Source organism: Nonomuraea sp. NPDC003707 (genome assembly GCF_053587055.1).
Genome location: NZ_JBSFNK010000034.1, coordinates 129,575 through 147,307, shown reverse-complemented (window position 1 = coordinate 147,307; position 17,733 = coordinate 129,575). Strand labels below are relative to the sequence as shown.

The following is a 17,733-nucleotide window of genomic DNA, read 5'->3' as shown; positions in this document are numbered from 1 at the left end:
GCCTGGCGCAGCGTGCTGCCGGACAGCGACTGCATCCAGCCGGGCTGCTGGGAGTGCCAGGCCAGGGTGTGGCCGCGGACCCGCTTGCCGTTCTGCACGGCCCAGTTGTAGACGCGGTCGCCGTTGGTGAAGTTGAACTGGCCCCGGTTCGGCTCGGTGGCGTCGATCTTCATCTCGTTCTCGGCCGTCACCATGTTGAACTCGCGGCCGGCGATCGTGGTGTACTGCGAGTCGCCGAGCTTGCCCGCGCTGATGGCGGCGCCGAAGTACCGCCCGCTCTGCGCGGCGGCCGCGCCGAGCGTGCTCGCCGCCGCACCGGCCGGCGTGGTCGGTACGGTCACCGCGGTGACCACGGCGATAGCGCCGACGGCGGCGGCGATCAGAACCCGCGGGCGCCTGAGGGGCCGCGGCGGAAGTATGGCTGTGTCGCCCATGACTGAGTGCTCCAGACTGAATCACGGAAAAGCGGACACGCGGGGTCACCCCCACGCGATCGACGCCGCGTCCCGTGATCGGGGAACGCACACCACCAGGGCATCGTGAACGGCGGTCCTCGCCGCGACCACCACATGGCGGGAGGAAGCCTTCTCGGACACCCAGTCTGGAAACCGCTCCGAAAGTTGTCAAGTAACGGCGAAAGTTTCAGAGTGGCGCTCTCGCCGTCACGTCAGGCGACCCCTGATAACGCCTGATGAGCCGCACGCGCGTCCGTCGCCCCGCCGCGGGCGCGAGGTGCCCTCCTTGACGTCGCCTCTTCGTCTCGTATTGGCTCGACCTGCCACCACAGCCATCTGACAGAGAAGGAAACGCGACAGGGAAGAAGACGTGTGAGCGCTAACAGCCGACCCGGGGCCACCACCCGGCGGCCGTGGCGCGGGGCGGTCCGGCGGACAGACACCACGTCCCTGGAGCCGCCCCTCTCGGAGAGTCGCCGATGAGGAGGTGCACCGAGGCAGAGCGCCGCCGCAAGATCCAGCGCCTGGTCATCAGCCGTCACCTGGCCAAGTGGCCTCTGTCAAGATCCTGAACCGCCGAACGATGTTCCGGAGTGTCGGCCAATCTCTCTATTAACAAGGTGCTCTTGCTGGGTGACGGTGAGCGCGTAAAGATCCCCCATGCAAGGAGGTCGCCATGATCCGCGCACTCAACAAGCTGGGAGACCGCCTCCTCGACAAGTTCCTGCCGTCGGCGAACGCCTCGGCCGCGTGCTGGACCGACTGGTGCTGCCAGGGCAAGTTCTGCCGGACCTGCTGCTACCACGACTCCACCGGCACGACCAACTGCGGCAGCTTCGACTACTGCTGACGCGCCCTACCGACAGCCCCCAGGACAGTGCGGGCCGACGCCAGGCCGGCACCGTCCTGGTGGGTTTTCCGTGCTTCGCCGCCCACCCCTGAGGAGCTCGCATGCCGTATCTCGTGGCCGCCGTCGTCGTCGTCGGATTGCTGTGCCTGGTGGATCTGGTGCTGACCCTGGCGGTGATCCGCCGGCTGCGCGTGCACACGCTGCGGCTGGCCGAGCTGGCGCCGACGGGCGCCCCGATGGTGCAGCCGGGAACGACGCTCGGCGATTTCAGCGCGACCGCCCTCGGCGGCGAGACCGTGTCGCGCGCGTTCTTCTCGGGGCCCTCCGTGGTGGCGGTGTTCTCCACCGAATGCGCGTCCTGCCACGAGCGGCTGCCGGAGTTCGCGTCCTACCTGGCCGACACCCGTCCCGAACGCGTGCTGGCCGTGGTCACGGGCGACCCCGACGAGGCCCGGCTGTTCACCGGCGAGCTGACCTCGGCCACCGTCGTGGTCGAGCCGATGGGCGGCCCGGTGAGCAGGGCGTTGCAGGTCTCCCGGTTCCCCAGCTTCTACCTGGTCGACGGGGACGGGGTGGTCGTCGCGGCCGACACCGCCCCGGGCAGGCTGCCGGCGGCCACGCGCCGATGACCTCTCCTGCCGGGCACGGCGGCGCCACGCCGCGACGGCGCTTTCGCGCGGCCGCGGCGTCGGCCTGGCGGGCGCACCCGGCCGCCGTCCTGGCATCTGGGATCACGGTGCTGCTCATGGGCCTGGTCCCGGTGGTCACCGCGTGGCTGACCAAGCTCGTGCTCGACGGGCTGGCGGCCGGGGCGGGTCTTGCCGAGCTGCTCCCGTACGGCGTGGCTCTCGGCGTGACCGGCCTGGCGGGCGCGGCCCTGCCCGCGGCCGCGGAGTACGCCCAGGAGCAGCTGCGCCGCGCGCTCCAGGTGCTGATCCAGGACCGGCTCTTCCAGGCCGTCAACGCCCACCCGGGCCTGAGCCGATTCGAGAACCCGGCCTTCCACGACCGCGTACGGCTGGCGCAGGACGCCGGCCAGAACGCGCCGCAGCGGATCGTCCGCTCCTCCCTGGGCATCGCCCAGGGAGCCGTCACCCTCGCCGGGTTCACCGCGGCGCTGGCCGTGCTGGCGCCGGGGATGATCCTCGTCGTGGCGCTCTCCGCGCTCCCCTCGGTCCGCGCCCAGCTCGACCTGTCCCGGCGCCGCGCCGGGATGATGTGGGGCGTCAGCTCGAGGAGCCGGCGGCAGATCTTCTTCGCCGGCCTGCTCACCAGCCCCGACGCGGCCAAGGAGATCCGGCTGTTCGGCCTCGGCGACTTCCTGCGCGCCAGGATGCTGGGCGAGCTGCGCGCGGTCAACGCCGCCGAGCAGGGGCTCGCCCGCAGGACACTGCGTACCCAGGGGACGCTGTCGCTGCTCGGGGCGGCCGTCGCCGCGCTCGGCCTGCTCTGGGCGATCAGCGGCGCCGCGTCGGGCACGCTGAGCGTCGGCGACGTCGCCGTGTTCGTCGCGGCCGTCGCCGGGGTGCAGTCCGCGCTCGCGTCGATCGTCGGCCAGTCCGCCGACGCGCACAACGCGCTGCTGATGTTCGGGCACTACCTCGACGTCGTGGCCGACGCGCCGGACCTGCCCGTCCCCCGGCGTCCGCGCCCCGTCCCCGCGCTGCGCGAGGGCATCGAGGTGCGCGACGTGTGGTTCCGGTACGACGACGCGCATCCGTGGGTGCTGCGCGGAATCGACCTGTTCATCCCGCGCGGCGGCTCCCTCGCCCTGGTCGGGCTGAACGGCGTGGGCAAGAGCACCCTGGTCAAGCTGGTCTGCCGGCTGTACGACCCGGTACGCGGGTCCATCCACTGGGACGGCGCCGACCTGCGGGAGATGGACCCCGCCGAGCTGCGCGGCCGCATCGGCGCGGTGTTCCAGGACTACATGTCGTACGACCTGACCGCGGCCGAGAACATCGGGCTCGGCGACGTCGCGGCGCTCGACGACCGGGACCGGGTCGAGGCCGCCGCTAGGCTGGCCGGTGTCCACGAGACGGTCGCCGGGTTGCCGCGGGGCTACGACACGTTGCTGAGCCGGATCTTCTTCGGCGACCGGGACGACCCCCAGGCCGGAGTGGTGCTGTCCGGCGGGCAGTGGCAGCGTCTCGCGCTGGCCCGCGCCCTGATGCGGAAGGGGCGGGACCTGCTCGTGCTCGACGAGCCGAGCTCCGGCCTGGACGCGCAGGCCGAGCACGCCATCCACCAGAGCCTGCGCCGCCACCGCGCGGGGCGGACCAGCCTGCTGATCTCGCACCGGCTCGGCGCGGTGCGGGAAGCGGACGTGATCGTCGTGCTCGCCGAGGGGCGGATCGCCGAGCGCGGCTCGCACGCGGAGCTGATGGCGCTGGGAGGGGAGTACGCGGGGCTGTTCACCCTGCAGGCGCAGGGCTACGAGCCGACGGAGTCGGGGGAGGGGGCGAGCCGGCGGACGACGACGCCGAGCACGCGGTCGAACGGCACGTAACCCCATGCCCGCGAGTCCTCGCTGACCGGCCCGTCACCGAGGACGACCAGCCGGCGTGCCGGCACCGTGTCGCCCGGCGATGCCTCCACCCGGGCCATGACCTGGGCGGGCACCGGGTCACCCGGCACGGCCACCGCGCGCTTGACGAACCACATGGCCGCCCCCGGCCGAGGCAGCGGCCCCGTACGCCACTTCCCCCCGGGCAGCGCGGTCTGCAGCACCACGACCTGGCCGCGCCCGACACCCGCCCCCGTGGTCCTGCGGACGAGCACCCGGTCGCCCGTGCGGTAGGTCGGCAGCATGCTCGCCCCGCTGATCCGTACGACGACGAACCGCCGCCGGGCGACGACCAGAGCGGCGGCCAGGGCCGCGATCGGGGCCAGCAGGATCATGACGCGCCGCACGGCGCCCTCCAAAGTCGATCACCATGGGTGGACTGCCGACACTAATGCCCGATCGCCTCCGCCGGGGCGGGGGTTCGGCGCACCCGTACCGGGCGGCCTGCTTCAGCGGACGAGCAGATGGACGAGGGCGACCCCGCCGACGGCCACGATCAGGAAGCGTAGCGTCGTGGGGCTGAAGCGGCGGCCCGCCTCGGCGCCGAGCCGGCCGCCGAGTGCGGAGCCGGTCGCGATGAGCGCGACGGCCGTCCAGTCGTAGTCCGCTACGAACAGGAAGAGGAGCGCGGCTGCGGCGTTGACCACGGCGACCAGGACGTTCTTGGCGGCGTTGAGGCGCTGGGGCGTCTCGTCGAGGAGCATGCCCATGAGGGACATGTAGATGATCCCCTGGGCGGCGGCGAAGTAGCCGCCGTAGACGCCGGCGAGCAGCAGCCCGGCGAAGAGCCCGCGACCGGGCGTCTCACGGTGGCGGCGGCGCAGGTACGTGTTGATGCGGGGCTGCAGGATGACCAGGACGAGGGCCAGGGCCACCAGGACGGGGACGATCCGCTCGAACGCCGTGGCCGGCAGGGTCAGCAGGAGCACGGCGCCGCACAGACCGCCGAGCAGGGCGGCGACGCTCAGTTTCAGCAGGCGCCGGGACTGGCCGCGGAGCTCTCGGCGGTACCCGATGGCTCCGCTGATGGAGCCGGGGATCAGGCCGAGCGCGTTGGTGACCGTGGCGGTGACGGGCGGGAGGCCGATGGCGAGCAGTACGGGGAAGGTGATGAGGGTTCCGGAGCCGACGACGGTGTTGAGTCCGCCGGCGCAGATGCTCGTCACGAAGACGGCGAGCATCTCCCAGGGGGTCACGACGTTCCCGCCGGACAGCGGTCAGGGGAGGCGCTGCTCATGGCCGGCGGGGTCGTCGTCATGCGGCCGACGTTAGGCGGGAAAAGCTTCGATGCCCGGCGAAGTGTCGGCGCTCACAGGGGGCGAGCGGCTATCGGGTGGCGTCGGCGTGGTGGGCGAGGGTGGCGATGCGGGAGGCGAGGTCGGGCCAGAGCGGCCTGGGCAGGTCGTGGCCCATGCCGTCGATCATCACCAGTTCCGCGCCCGGGATGGCGGCGGCGGTCGCGCGGCCGCCGCTCGGGTCGCACATGGCGTCCTCGGCGCCGTGGATCACCAGCGTGGGGACCTCGACGGAGCGGAGCCGGGAGGTGCGGTCGCCCGAGGCGACGACCGCGACGGCCTGGCGGGCGACGGCGACCCGGTCGTGGTCGCGGTCGTACGAGAGGCCGGCGCGGTCGCGCAGCGCGGCCTCGTCGAACGCGAAACCGGGCGAGCCGGCCAGGCGGAAGATCAGGACCGACCGCTCGATCGCCTCCTCGCGGGTCGTCGGCGGCGGCCCCGCGAACGCGGCCATCGCCTCGGGCCGGGCCTGGCCCACGGACGGGTCGCCCGTGGTGGACATCATCGACGTCAGCGACCGGACCCGGCCGGGATGCTCGATCGCGATCGTCTGGGCGATCATCCCGCCCATCGAGGCGCCGACCACGTGGGCGCTGTCCAGGCCGAGCGCGTCGAGCAGGCCGACGGTGTCGGCCGCCATGTCGGAGAGCGTGTAGGAGGCCGAGGACGCGTCGCCCGCGAGCGCCGCCGGCAGGTCGGGCGGCGGCGCTCGTACGCGACCTCGATGCCCGACGGACCGACGTTCGACGCCTTCTCAACGGTCACCGATGAATCATCCCCCGGCGGTCCCGGTCGATGCGGCCGGAGACGGCGGGGAGCAGGCCGCGGGGCAGGAAGAGCACGACCAGGATGAGGACGAGCGCGTACACGGCGTACGACAGCACGCCGGGCGCGTACGACGGCATCCCCGGCAGCGCGGCCAGGCTGTTCAGCCCCTGCACGAGCAGCGTGATCGCGGTCGCGCCGACCACGGCGCCCCAGATCGTGCCCAGACCTCCGACCACGGCCATCACGATGTACTGGATCGAGATGAGCACGGGGAACGAGCCCGGCGCGACGTACCCCGTGTAGAAGCAGTAGATCCCGCCCGCGAGCCCCGCGAACGCCGCCGACAGCGCGAACACCACCAGCTTGTACCGCCCGACCGGGATCCCCGAGGACGCGGCGGCGGTCTCGCTGGTGGCCAGCGCGCGCAGGGCGCGGCCCGGCCGTGAGGTGATCACGTTCTGGGTCACCAGCATCACCAGCGCCAGCCCGATCCAGGTCAGGTACGCGTACGCGGACGCGCCGCCCGCCTCGAACGACCCGACCGAGAACTGCGGGATGGCCTGCAGCCCGATGTCCCCGCCGGTGACCTCCAGCTGCCCGGCCAGCGAGAGCAGGATGAGCTGCATGGCCAGCGTCGCGAACGCCAGATGGTGCCCGCGCAGCCGCAGCAGCGGCACGCCGATCACCAGCGCCGACGCGGCCGCCACCACCGGCGCGGCGATCAGCCCGGCCAGCGGCGGCACGCCGTGCAGGGCCAGCAGCGCGGCGGTGTAGGCGCCGACGGCGTAGAAGGCGCCCTGGCCCAGCGACACCTGCCCGGCGTAGCCCATCAGCAGCGACACCCCGACGGTGACCATCGCGGCCAGCCCGAGCAGGATGTACACGGCCAGCGCGCTGTCGTCGAGCACCGCGGGCAGGGCCAGCGTCACGGCCGCGACCAGCAGCCCGGCCACCAGGCGGATCATGTCTGCTCCTGAGAGATGGCCGAGCGCCGGCTCGCCTGTACGATCATGACGACGATCATGAGACCCAGCGCCACCTCCAGCTGGTGCGATCCGTAGCCGTACCCGGCGGCCATGGTCTCGGCCACGCCCAGCAGCAGCGCTCCGGCCAGCGTGATCACGGGCCGGGTGAGCGCGCCGAAGACGGCCGCGGCGAAGGCGTTCACGATGAGCGTGACGTCGGTGTCGAACGAGATCGGCCGCAGCGGCGTCACCAGCACCCCGGCGATCCCGCCGAGCAGCCCGCCCAGCGCGAACGCCAGCAGCCCCATCAGCCGCGTGTCGATCCCGACCACGCGGGCGGCGTACGGATTGGAGGCGCACGCTGTCAGCGCCTTGCCCAGGTAGGTGCGCCCGAAGAAGAGCGCCAGCAGCGCGAACGCGGCCGCCGTCACGCCGATGACCAGCAGGTGCTGCGTCTGGACGCGCGCGCCCGCCAGCGTCACCGAGCCCGCCAGGCCGGGCGCCGAGCGCGGCTGGTCGCCCCACAGGACGATCTCGACGGCATACGCGAGCACGCCCACGCCGAGCGTCACGATCAGGGACGACAGCGGCGTGGTGCCCCGCCGGCCGATGGCGGCCAGGCCGGTCAGCAGCCCGGCCAGCGCCGCGACCAGGACGGCGGCCAGTTCGCTCAGCCCGTGCGGGAACCCGAGCCCGAGCAGCGACGACGTGCACAGCCCGGCCACGACCGCGAACGTGCCCTGCGCGAAGTTCACCACGCCCGTGACCCGGTGGATCACGACCAGGCCGCCGGCGATGAGCGCGACCGCGCACCCGACCGCGAGCCCGTTCAGCAGGTACGTGAGGAAGGCGCTCATGTGATCGCCCCGCCCAGGTACGCGCTGGCCACCCGAGGGTCGCCGGCCAGCTCCGCGCACTCGCCCTCGGCCACAATCCGGCCTGACTCCAGCACGTACGCCCGCCCGCACAGGTCGAACGCCAGCCGCGCGTTCTGCTCGATGAGCAGCACGGTCAGCCCCTGCTCCCGGTTCAGCTCGGCGAGGTGGCCGGCCAGGTCGGCGGTCACGTTCGGGGCCAGGCCCAGGGAGAGCTCGTCCACCACGAGCACCTCGGGCCGCGACATCAGGGCCCGCCCGAACGCCACCATCTGCTGCTCGCCCCCCGACAGCACCCCTGCCTGCCGCCCGGCCAGCTCCGCCAGCCGGGGGAGCAGGTCGTACACGGACGAGGGATCCCGCAGACCCGACCGCCACCCGCCCAGGGCCAGGTTGTCGGCGACCGACAGGTCCGGGAAGAGCTGGCGGCCCTCCGGGATGAGCGCCAGCCTGCCCCCGATCCCGACCGTGCCCGCGGCGGGCCGGAGCAGCCCGGCGAGGGTGTTGGCCAGCGTGGACTTGCCCGCGCCGTTCGGGCCGAGCAGGGCGACCATCTCGCCCCGCCCCACCGTGAGCGTGACGTGGTCGAGCGCGGTCGCGGTGCCGTACGAGACGACCAGGTCCTTGACGTCGATCATGCGGTCTGCCCGAGGTAGGCGGCGAGCACCAGCGGATCGGCCCGCACCTCGGCGGGCGAGCCGTCGGCGATGACCCGGCCCAGGTCGAGCACCACCACGCGGTCGGCCAGCCGGGTCACGAACGCGACGTCGTGCTCGACCAGCAGGATCGTCAGCCCGTCCGCGCGCAGCTCCTCCACCAGCGCCGCGAGCCGCTCGCGCTCCTGGCCGCGCAGCCCCGAGGCGGGCTCGTCGAGCAGCAGCAGCCGGGGCCGGGCGCACAGGGCGCGGGCGAGCTGGAGCGCCCGCTGCTGCCCGATGGGCAGCAGGTCGGCGGGCCGGTCCGCCCACTCGGCCAGCCCCACGCGGCTCAGCACGGCATCCGCCTCGGCGGTGATCGCGCGCTCGTCGCGCCGGTGCCGCGGCAGCCGCAGCGCCGCCGACACGAACCCCGCACCGGTACGGCCGTGCATCCCGACCATGACGTTCTCCCTGACCGTCATGCCGCGGAACACCCTGGCCGCCTGGAACACGATCGACATGCCGAGCCTGGCCCGCCGGTGCGGCGCGAGCCGGTCCACCCGGTGCCCGCGGAAGGAGATCTGGCCCTGGTCGGCCGTCAGATGCCCGGTGATGAGGTTGAACAGCGTGGACTTGCCCGCCCCGTTCGGCCCGATGACGCCGCAGACTTCGCCGTCCGCGACGGCCAGGGACACGTCGCGGACGGCGTAGACGCCCCCGAAGGAGCGGGAGAGCCCGGTGACCGTCAGCACCCGCTACCCCGCGCCGACGGTCTTGGTGAGCTGCTCCTTGGCCCAGTCGGTGGGAACGAACTTCCCGTTCTGCACCGTGTTGACCGAGATGAACTCGGGGGAGAGCCCGGAGTGGTCGGTGGGGGAGTAGCGGAAGCGGCCGTTGGGCGTGACCAGGTCCATGCTCTCCAGGGCCTGCTGCACCTTGGCCTTGTCGGTGCTGTTCGCCTTCTTGATCGCCTCGAAGAGCAGCAGGCTCGCGCTGTAGCCGTCCTGCGCGAACTGCGGTGGCGGATAGCCGTGTTTCTGCTGGTACGGCTTGGCCATCTGTTCGATGACCTGCTTCTGCTTGCCTTCGGGCAGATATTCGCCGACGACGCCGATGGCGCTCTGCACCGTCATGCCCTCGGCCGCGCCGCCCATCGGCTCCAGCCACAGCTTGCTGGCCTGCGACGCGGTCAGGAACAGCGGCGTCTTGAGCCCCGAGGCCACGTACTGCTTGGCCGCCGTCACGCCGGGCGCGCCCGAGCCCCAGAACACCAGCGCCTCGGCGGCGGAGTCGCGCACGTGGGTGAAGAGCGGGCTGAAGTCGGAGGTGGTCGTCTCGTACGGCTCGTCCACGGCGACCTTCACGCCGTACTTGGACGCGAGCGCGATCATCGACTTGTGGCCGGAGACCGAATAGGCGCTCTTGGAGTCCCAGGCCACGGCGATCGTCTTGATGCCCTTGGCCTGGATGTACTGCAGGTAGCGCTCGGCGTACATGCCGGACAGGGCGGGGGTGACGAAGATGTACGACTTGATCGGCTCGACCTGCTCCTGGGCGGGGGCCAGCGACAGGTACGGCATCTTGTCGCGCTGCGCGAGCGGCTCGACCGCCAGCGCCGAGTTGGAGAACACCGGGCCGATCAGCACGTCGATGTCGCCCTTGATCTGGTTATAGGCCACGATGCCCTGGTCAGGGGCGGTCTTGTCGTCGCGCGCGACCAGCTCCACCTTGCGGCCGAGCAGCCCGCCCTGCCCGTTGACCTGCTCGACGGCCAGCTCGACGGCCTTCTTGTCCTCGCTGCCCAGCGGCGTGTAGTTGCCGGTGAGGGAGACGATGAGGCCGACCTTGATCGGGTCTTGGGCGCCGCCGCCGGAATCACTGCCGCAGGCGGTCGCGGCCAACGCGAGACAAACCAGAGACGGGAGCAGCCTGCGCATCAGGACCCTCCAAGCTGGATGTGGCCCTGAATGTAGGCAGATATATTACGGGTGTCAAGAGAATGCCCAAGATACGGGGAGGGCTTCGATGCGGCCTCAGTCGGTGATTCTGACGTTCCTCGGCGATCACGTGTACGGCCGCGGGATCTGCGTGTCCTCGGGCAGCTTCATCGAGGCGTTCGCCAAGGTCGGGATCTCGGAGGAGGCGACGCGTTCGACGCTGACCCGGATGGCCCGCCGCGGCCTGCTGCGCCGCCAGCGCTCGGGCCGTCGCATGTACTTCGGCCTCACCCCGACGAGCACCGAGGTGCTCAAGGACGGCGAGCGGCGCATCTGGCACAGCGGCGTCGTCAACGACGCGGACGAGGACCGCTGGACGCTGATCGGCTTCTCGCTGCCCGAGTCCTGGCAGCGGGAGCGGCACGAGCTGCGCTCGCGGCTGGTCTGGGCCGGGTTCGGGCCACTGCAGAACGGCCTGTGGATCGCTCCCGGCGACGTGGACGCCGCGCACGTGATCGAGGACCTCGGCGCGAACGTGAAGGTCTTCTCCGCCGAACCCCGGCACCCCACCGACATGCAGGCGCTGGTCGGTGACGCCTACGACCTGTCGGGCCTGGGCGAGCGCTACCGGGAGTTCCTGCGCCGCTGGGACCGGGCCGACCCGGCGCCGGACGCGCCCGACGACCTGGCGCGCTCGCTGACGCTGCTGACCGGCTGGTTGCAGATCATCAGGGCCGATCCGCGGCTGCCGCTGCGATACCTGCCGCACGACTGGCCGGCGGAGAAGGCCCAGCGGGTGTGCCACACGCTGCACGAGCGGTTCAGGCCGGAGGCGGGGCGGATCGCGGAGCGGCTCCTCGACGTTGTGCCGGATGAAACTTGGGCAGAACGGTGACAGCCATCGCCCAGTGGCCTAACTTGATGGCTTGAGCGTCAAGGAGCGCCGATGCGGAATCAGGGGATTGGCTCATGGCCCGCACGCCGGGCCCGCATGACGCCCGAACGGGTGGCGGTGACGTACCGGGGACATGACCGCACGTACCGTGAGCTGAGCGAGCGGACGTACCGGTTGGCCTCGGCGCTCGGGGTGGGGCGCGGCGAGCGGGTCGCCTTCCTCGGGGTCAACCAGCCCGCGCTGGTGGAGACGTTCTTCGCGGCAGGGCTGGTGGGGGCCGTGTTCGTGCCGCTCAACGCCCGGCTGGCCCGGCCGGAGCTGCGGTACATCCTGGAGGACGCGCAGGCGTCGGTCCTCGTGCTGGGCGCGGAGCAGGACGGCGAGGGGCTGCCGGGGCGGCACGTCACCGACTATGAGGCGCTGCTCGCCTCCGGCTCGCCCGAGCCGATCGACGTGCCGGTGCGCCAGGACGACGTGTGCCTGATCATGTACACGTCCGGGACGACGGGACGCCCCAAGGGGGCCATGCTCACCCACGCCAACCTGACCTGGAACACCTTCAACCTGCTGGTCGACGTGCCGCTCGCGCACGACGAGGTCACGCTGGTCAGCGCGCCGCTGTTCCACATCGCGGCGCTGGCCCAGACGCTGGTGCCGACCGTGCTCAAGGGCGGCCGGGTCATCCTGGAGCCCTCCTTCGACGTGGACCGGACGTTCGACCTGATCGAGGCGGAGCGGGTGACCGTGATGTTCGGGGTGCCGTCGATGTTCGGCTTCCTCACGCGGTCGCCGCGCTGGGCGGGCGCGGACCTGTCGAGCCTGCGGCACCTGCTGTGCGGGGGAGCGCCGGTGCCCGAGCCGCTGATCCGGATTTATCAGGATCGGGGGCTGACGTTCCTGCAGGGGTACGGCATGACCGAGACGGCGCCCGGCGCTCTCTTCCTCGGGGCCGAGCACTCGATCGCCAAGGCGGGCTCGGCCGGGGTGCCGTGCTTCTTCTCCGACGTACGGCTGGTCGCGCCCGACGGCTCCCCGGCGGGTCCCGGTGAGCCGGGCGAGGTGTACGTACAGGGGCCCAACGTCATGACCGGCTACTGGCGGCGGCCGGAGGAGACCGCGAAGGTGCTGTCGGCGGACGGCTGGTTCCGCTCGGGCGACGTCGGCGTCGCCGACGAGGACGGCTACGTGCGCATCTCCGACCGCCTCAAGGACGTGATCATCTCCGGTGGCGAGAACATCTATCCCGCCGAGGTGGAGAGCGTCCTGTTCGGGCACGACGCGGTCGCCGAGTGCGCGGTGATCGGCGTGCCGGACGACACGTGGGGCGAGGTGGGCAAGGCGCTGGTCGTGCCGGCCCCGGACGCCGCGATCGAGCCCGATGAGCTGCTGGCGTACCTGGACGGCCGCCTGGCCCGCTTCAAAATCCCGAAATATCTGCAATTCGTCCCTGAGCTGCCGAAGAACGCGGCGGGCAAGTTGCTCAAAGCCCACCTCAGACAGCTCTACGGGCACAACCTTGACGACCAGAGGAGATGATCTTCGATGCGCACCTCGCCGCCGTTCCGCGCGGACCACGTCGGCAGCCTGCTCCGCCCGCCCGCGCTGCTCCGCGCCCGCGAGACCCTCACGGGCGACGCGCTGCGGGAGGCCGAGGACGAGGCCATCAGGGAGGTGGTACGCCGCCAGGAGGAGATCGGGCTGCAGAGCGCCACCGACGGCGAGTTCCGGCGGGCCTCGTGGCACATGGACTTCATCTACCGGCTCGGCGGCATCGGCCAGGCCACCGACGAGCACATCACGGTGCGCTTCCACAACGAGCAGGGGGACATCGAGTTCACCCCGGCGGCGCTGCGCGTGCACGAGCGGATCCGGCTGAACGAGCCGATCTTCGCCGACGACTTCACGTTCCTGCGCGACACCGCCACCAGCCGTAACAGCGGGGTCGTGCCGAAGCTGACCATCCCCTCGCCGAGCATGGTCCACTACCGGGGCGGGCCGGCCGCCATCGACCCCGAGGTCTACCCGGACGTGGAGGAGTTCTGGCGGGACCTGAGCGCGGCCTACGCCGAGCAGGTGCGCAGGATCGGCGCGCTGGGGTGCACGTACCTGCAGTTCGACGACACGAGCCTGGCGTACCTGAACGACCCGGCCCAGCGGGCGGAGCTGAGCTCGCGCGGGGACGACGCCGAGCACATGCACCTGCGCTACATCAAGCAGATCAACGCCGCCCTGGCCGCCAAGCCCGCCGGGATGACGATCACCACCCACATGTGCCGGGGGAACTTCCGCTCCTCCTGGGCCGCCTCGGGCGGGTACGACTACGTGGCGGAGGCGCTGTTCGGCGAGCTGAAGGTGGACGGCTTCTTCCTGGAGTTCGACGACGAGCGGTCCGGGGGCTTCGAGCCGCTGCGCTTCGTGCCGCCGGGGAAGATGGTGGTGCTGGGGCTGGTCACGACCAAACGGGGCGAGCTGGAGTCGAAGGACACGCTCAAGCGGCGGATCGACGAGGCCGCCAAGTTCGTCGACCTCGACCAGATCTGCCTGTCGCCGCAGTGCGGGTTCTCCTCGACGGTCGAGGGCAACCAGCTCACGGCCGACGAGCAGTTCGCCAAGCTCCGCCTGATCGTCGAGACGGCCCAGGAGGTCTGGGGCTAGCCCCCACCCGCCCCCAGCGGCGCTTCACGCGTGGGGGGCGAACGTGACGACCGAACCCGTGCGGCGGGCCTGCTCGGCGGCCCACACCACGCGGTGGGTCATGAGGCTCTCGAACGCGTCCGAGCGCAGCGGCGACGGGTCGCCCGAGGCGACGGCGGCGAGGAAGGCGTCCACCAGGCCCTCGTCCCCGCCGCCGTGCCCGTCCGCCGCCGAGGCCCCCTCCGAAGCTCCCCGCGCGCCCGCGTGGGAGGCGGTCGTGTCGACGATTTCCTCCTCACCCGTGCGGAAGTCCACCACGCGCAGGGTACGGCCGTCGCCGTCGACGTAGCCGTGGGTGCCGAACAACCGCGTCCGCCGGTCCTCCATCGGCGTGAACGCGCTCATCGTGAACGAGCACGTCGCCCCGTCGTCGAACTCCATCACCACCTCCTGGTGATCGACCACGTCGTTGTCGCACGCGTACACGCACCGCCCGTACGGCCCCACCCGGAGCGCCTCCAGCACGGCCTCCCGCGTGCGCCCGGGCGTGACGGCCGACAGCGGCCAGAACTCGCTCAACGGGTCCCCGAGGCACCCGAGATAGAGCCGCGGCGCCGAGTACGGGCAGGACGGCTCCAGGGGGCAGTCCACGCACCGGTCCGCGGCCGAAGCGGGGCGGTCCTCGGCGCGGAAGTGGGACAGGGAGCCGAACGACGACACCCGCGCGGGCGGCCGGCCGAAGAGGTGCACGAGCCAGTCGATGTCGTGGCACGCCTTGGCCAGGAGCATCGGCGCCGAGGTGTCCTGGCGGCGCCAGTGGCCGCGGACGAAGGAGTGCGCCTGGTGCCACCACCCCACCGGCTCGAGGTGCTGGGCGCTGATCAGCCGCCCGATCCGGCCGGAGTCGAGCAGGTCCCGCACGGCCCGCGTGTATGGCGTGTACCGCAGCACGTGGCACACGGCCAGCATGATCCCGTTGCGCCTGGCGGCCTCGGCGATCCGTGCCGCCTCCCGCTCGTCCGGCGCCATCGGCTTCTCCAGGAGAATGTGGTAACCGAGGTCCGCCAGCGCCACCGCGGGGTCGGTGTGCAGCTGGTCCTGCGTGGCGATGACGACCGCGTCGGCCAGCCGATCCTCCGCCGCCAGCTCCTTCCACCCGGGGAACGCCGACTCGGCCGGGACGCCGAACTCCGCCGCGAACGCGGCGCGGCGCCGCGGGTCGGGCTCCGCGACCGCCACCACCCGCCCCGCGCCCGTGGCGTGCGCGTGGCGGGCGTAGGTCAGCCCTCGCAGGCCGCCGCCGACGACGGCTAGAGTCACCTCAGTCATGGAACCTTCCCGGCGAAATATCATGGAGACCATCATTATTAGGAGTCGGCTGGCTGACGGCAAGGGGCGTCCATGGGCGAGGATCTGAGCGGCGGTGACCTGTCGCGGCTCAGGCAGCTCAACGCGCTCGCCGTGATCAAGGCGCTGCGGGGCGGGCCCTCGCTCACGCTCACCGAGGTCGCCAAGCGCACCGGCCTGTCGCGCGCGTCCGCCGAGGACGTGGTCCGCGAGCTGCTGCAGAAGGGCTGGGTGGCGGAGGCGGGCGCCACCGCGGGCAGCGTGGGCCGCCCGGCCAGGCGCTACCGCTTCAGGGCGGACGCGGGGCGGGTGCTCGGCGTCGACATCGGCGGCCACAAGATCCGCGCCGTCGTCGCCGACCTCGACGGGAACGTCGGCGACCGGGCCGCCGTCCCGGTGGCGCCGGAGATGGGCAGGCCGGAGCGGCTGGAGGCGGTGGACGCCGCGGTGGCCGCGTGCCTGGAGGGCGCCGGCCTGGCCGCGGGCGACGTCTGGGCCGCCGGCGTCGGCACGACGGGCCTGGTGGACGGCGCGGGCCGGGTGATGCTGTCGGAGGCGCTGCCCGAGTGGACCGGCGTCGACCTGGCCGCCCACGTACGCCGGCTGGTCCCCGGCCCCGTCCTCGTCGAGAACGACAGCAAGCTCGCCGCCAGGGCCGAGTGCTGGCGCGGCGTGGCCCGCTACGCCAAGGACATGGTGTTCCTGCTGGCCGGGCTCCGCACCGGCGCCGGCCTGGTCATCGACGGCAAGGTGCACCGGGGCTTCGCCAACGCCTCGGGCGAGATCGGCGCGCTGCCCGCGCTCGGCTGGATCCGCGCCCAGGAGCACCTCAAGGCCGCCAGCGGCGAGGCGGGCGACGTGTTCGCGGCGGCCCGGGCGGGCGAGCGGGCGGCCGTCACGGCCGTGCGCCGCTACGTCAGGGACCTGGCGCTCGGTGTGTCCGCCCTGGTCCTGGCGCTGGATCCGCAGATGGTCGTGGTCGGCGGCGGCTACTCCCGTTCCGCCGACGTGCTCATCGAGCCGCTCAAGCGCGAGCTGGACCGCTGGTGCATCCGCACGCCCGAGGTCCTCATGTCCGCGCTGGGCGACGAGGCCGTGGTGCTCGGCGCCGTACGGATCGCGCTCGACGACGTCGAGGACCGCCTGCTCGACGGCCGCACCCCGCTCGTGAGCCATCTGTAACAAAGGAGGCCCTTGAAGAAAATTTCACTGGACTCCATCATTACTCCCACGTTCTAGGAGAGGACACGGGAGATGTGGAAGTCGGCACGGAGCGGTGCGGCGCTCCTTTGCGCGGCGTTGCTGGCCTCCGCGTGCGCGGGCGGTGAGCAGGCTGGCACGGGTGCGCGGTCGCAGGAGAAGGTGACGCTGTCCTACGGCGTCTGGGACGCCACCCAGCAGGCGGTCATGCAGGAGCTGGCCGCCGAGTTCACCAAGACGCACCCCAACATCGTCGTCGACGTCCAGGTCACGCCATGGGCCGACTACTGGACCAAGCTCAAGGCGGCGGTGACCGGCGGCGCGGCCCCCGACGTCTTCTGGATGAACGGCCCCAACTTCCAGCTGTACGCCTCCAACGGCGTCATCAAGCCCATCGAGGAGCAGGTCGACAGCTCCGTCTACCCCAAGCCGCTGGTCGACCTCTACACCTACGACGGCAAGCTGTACGGCCTGCCGAAGGACATGGACACCATCGGCGTCTGGTACAACAAGACGCTCTTCGACGCCGCGAAGGTGAAATATCCGGCAGCCGACTGGACCTGGGCCGACTTCAAGGCCGCCGCCGCCAAGCTCACCGACGCCAAGAAGGGCGTCCACGCGATCGGCGCGGAGCTCACGAGCTTCCAGGAGTACCAGTACAACACCATCTACCAGGCCGGCGGCCACGTGATCTCGCCCGACGGCCGCAAGTCCGGCTACGACGACCCCAAGACCATCGAGGGCCTGCGGTTCTGGACCGACCTGATCGCCGGCGGGCAGTCGCCCGACCTCAAGACCATGACCGACACCGCCCCGATCCAGCTCTTCGAGGCCGGCAAGCTGGCGATGTACTGGGGCGGCTCCTGGGACGTGGCCGAGTTCACCAAGAACGACTACACCAAGGACAAGGTGGACGTGGCCCCGCTCCCCAAGGGCGAGAAGCAGGCCACGATCATCCACGGCGTCGCCAACGTCATGTCGGCCAAGACCGAGCATCCGGCCGAGGCGTGGGAGTTCGTCAAGTTCCTCGGCTCCAAGCCGGCCGCCGACCTGCTGGGCAAGAAGGGGCCGATCCCGGCGTACAACGGCACGCAGAGCGCGTGGGCGGCCGCCCATCCCGAGCTGAAGCTGCAGGTCTTCCTCGACGCCGTCGCGTACGCGGTGCCGTACCCCGTCTCCAAGAACACCGCCGCCTGGCAGGAGGCCGAGCTGACCCACCTCACCAAGGCGTGGACCGGCGAGGTGCCGGTCGAGAAGGCGGCCGCGGACCTCGCGGCCGGGATGAACGAGCTGCTGGCCAAGGAGTGA

The 17,733-nt window shown here is 71.8% G+C and carries 17 protein-coding genes and 1 pseudogene; 8 read left to right on the top strand and 10 right to left on the bottom strand.

Going from position 1 to position 17,733, the window contains the following annotated elements; translation table 11 throughout:
• Positions 1-434: endo-1,4-beta-xylanase (locus ACWDRB_RS52645; RefSeq protein ID WP_449907913.1), on the bottom strand; the 434-nt coding region annotated here is incomplete at its 3' end.
• 697 nt (positions 435-1,131) lie between these two features.
• Between ACWDRB_RS52645 and ACWDRB_RS52640 the strand changes: the two genes are divergently transcribed.
• The 3 genes from ACWDRB_RS52640 to ACWDRB_RS52630 all read left to right on the top strand — a co-directional run bounded on the left by ACWDRB_RS52640 (position 1,132) and on the right by ACWDRB_RS52630 (position 3,814).
• Positions 1,132-1,305, top strand: a complete 174-nt coding sequence (locus ACWDRB_RS52640) for a hypothetical protein (RefSeq protein WP_185072132.1) — start codon at positions 1,132-1,134, stop codon at positions 1,303-1,305.
• 101 nt (positions 1,306-1,406) lie between these two features.
• Positions 1,407-1,934, top strand: coding sequence for a TlpA family protein disulfide reductase (locus ACWDRB_RS52635; RefSeq protein ID WP_350736651.1), 528 nt, complete (start codon positions 1,407-1,409; stop codon positions 1,932-1,934).
• The gene (locus tag ACWDRB_RS52630; RefSeq protein WP_449907911.1) at positions 1,931-3,814 is read left to right on the top strand and encodes an ABC transporter ATP-binding protein; all 1,884 of its coding nucleotides are present in this window, start codon (positions 1,931-1,933) and stop codon (positions 3,812-3,814) included. The genes ACWDRB_RS52635 and ACWDRB_RS52630 overlap by 4 nt, the downstream gene beginning before the upstream one ends.
• On the opposite strand, the gene ACWDRB_RS52625 is transcribed toward ACWDRB_RS52630, so the two are convergent.
• The 8 genes and pseudogenes from ACWDRB_RS52625 to ACWDRB_RS52590 form a co-directional block, all read right to left on the bottom strand.
• Positions 3,739-4,218 carry a S26 family signal peptidase gene (locus ACWDRB_RS52625; protein ID WP_449907909.1) on the bottom strand — a complete coding sequence of 160 codons (480 nt, stop codon included), beginning with the start codon at positions 4,216-4,218 and terminating at the stop codon, positions 3,739-3,741. The genes ACWDRB_RS52630 and ACWDRB_RS52625 overlap by 76 nt on opposite strands.
• A gap of 102 nt (positions 4,219-4,320) precedes the next feature.
• Complete coding sequence (locus tag ACWDRB_RS52620; RefSeq protein ID WP_449907907.1) at positions 4,321-5,067, bottom strand: sulfite exporter TauE/SafE family protein; 747 nt, start codon at positions 5,065-5,067, stop codon at positions 4,321-4,323.
• 130 nt (positions 5,068-5,197) lie between these two features.
• A pseudogene (locus ACWDRB_RS52615) lies at positions 5,198-5,869 on the bottom strand (alpha/beta fold hydrolase); the annotation flags it as partial.
• A 58-nt stretch (positions 5,870-5,927) separates the two neighbouring features.
• Positions 5,928-6,899, bottom strand: a complete 972-nt coding sequence (locus tag ACWDRB_RS52610; protein ID WP_449907905.1) for a branched-chain amino acid ABC transporter permease — start codon at positions 6,897-6,899, stop codon at positions 5,928-5,930.
• Positions 6,896-7,756, bottom strand: a complete 861-nt coding sequence (locus ACWDRB_RS52605; RefSeq protein ID WP_449907904.1) for a branched-chain amino acid ABC transporter permease — start codon at positions 7,754-7,756, stop codon at positions 6,896-6,898. Before ACWDRB_RS52605 ends, ACWDRB_RS52610 begins: the two co-directional genes overlap by 4 nt.
• Positions 7,753-8,412: an ABC transporter ATP-binding protein gene (locus tag ACWDRB_RS52600; RefSeq protein ID WP_449907902.1), complete on the bottom strand. Its 660-nt coding sequence runs from the start codon at positions 8,410-8,412 to the stop codon at positions 7,753-7,755. The genes ACWDRB_RS52605 and ACWDRB_RS52600 overlap by 4 nt, the downstream gene beginning before the upstream one ends.
• Positions 8,409-9,164 (bottom strand): ABC transporter ATP-binding protein, encoded by a 756-nt coding sequence (locus tag ACWDRB_RS52595; RefSeq protein ID WP_449907900.1) that lies wholly within the window; start codon positions 9,162-9,164, stop codon positions 8,409-8,411. Before ACWDRB_RS52595 ends, ACWDRB_RS52600 begins: the two co-directional genes overlap by 4 nt.
• 3 nt (positions 9,165-9,167) lie before the next feature.
• Complete coding sequence (locus tag ACWDRB_RS52590) at positions 9,168-10,349, bottom strand: ABC transporter substrate-binding protein (protein ID WP_449907898.1); 1,182 nt, start codon at positions 10,347-10,349, stop codon at positions 9,168-9,170.
• An 88-nt stretch (positions 10,350-10,437) separates the two neighbouring features.
• On the opposite strand from ACWDRB_RS52590, the gene ACWDRB_RS52585 reads away from it, so the two are divergent.
• The 3 genes from ACWDRB_RS52585 (at position 10,438) to ACWDRB_RS52575 (ending at position 13,899) form a co-directional block, all read left to right on the top strand.
• Positions 10,438-11,244: a PaaX family transcriptional regulator gene (locus ACWDRB_RS52585; protein WP_449907896.1), complete on the top strand. Its 807-nt coding sequence runs from the start codon at positions 10,438-10,440 to the stop codon at positions 11,242-11,244.
• Between the two features lie 96 nt (positions 11,245-11,340).
• The gene (locus tag ACWDRB_RS52580; RefSeq protein WP_449907894.1) at positions 11,341-12,780 is read left to right on the top strand and encodes an acyl-CoA synthetase; all 1,440 of its coding nucleotides are present in this window, start codon (positions 11,341-11,343) and stop codon (positions 12,778-12,780) included.
• Between the two features lie 6 nt (positions 12,781-12,786).
• Positions 12,787-13,899: a 5-methyltetrahydropteroyltriglutamate--homocysteine S-methyltransferase gene (locus ACWDRB_RS52575; protein ID WP_449907892.1), complete on the top strand. Its 1,113-nt coding sequence runs from the start codon at positions 12,787-12,789 to the stop codon at positions 13,897-13,899.
• Between the two features lie 24 nt (positions 13,900-13,923).
• Here ACWDRB_RS52575 and ACWDRB_RS52570 read toward each other — a convergent pair whose 3' ends face one another.
• Complete coding sequence (locus ACWDRB_RS52570) at positions 13,924-15,207, bottom strand: Gfo/Idh/MocA family protein (protein ID WP_449907890.1); 1,284 nt, start codon at positions 15,205-15,207, stop codon at positions 13,924-13,926.
• A gap of 72 nt (positions 15,208-15,279) precedes the next feature.
• Between ACWDRB_RS52570 and ACWDRB_RS52565 the strand changes: the two genes are divergently transcribed.
• On the top strand, positions 15,280-16,407 hold the full coding sequence (locus tag ACWDRB_RS52565) for an ROK family transcriptional regulator (protein ID WP_449907889.1): 1,128 nt from the start codon (positions 15,280-15,282) through the stop codon (positions 16,405-16,407).
• A gap of 72 nt (positions 16,408-16,479) precedes the next feature.
• Positions 16,480-17,733, top strand: a complete 1,254-nt coding sequence (locus ACWDRB_RS52560; RefSeq protein ID WP_449907887.1) for an ABC transporter substrate-binding protein — start codon at positions 16,480-16,482, stop codon at positions 17,731-17,733.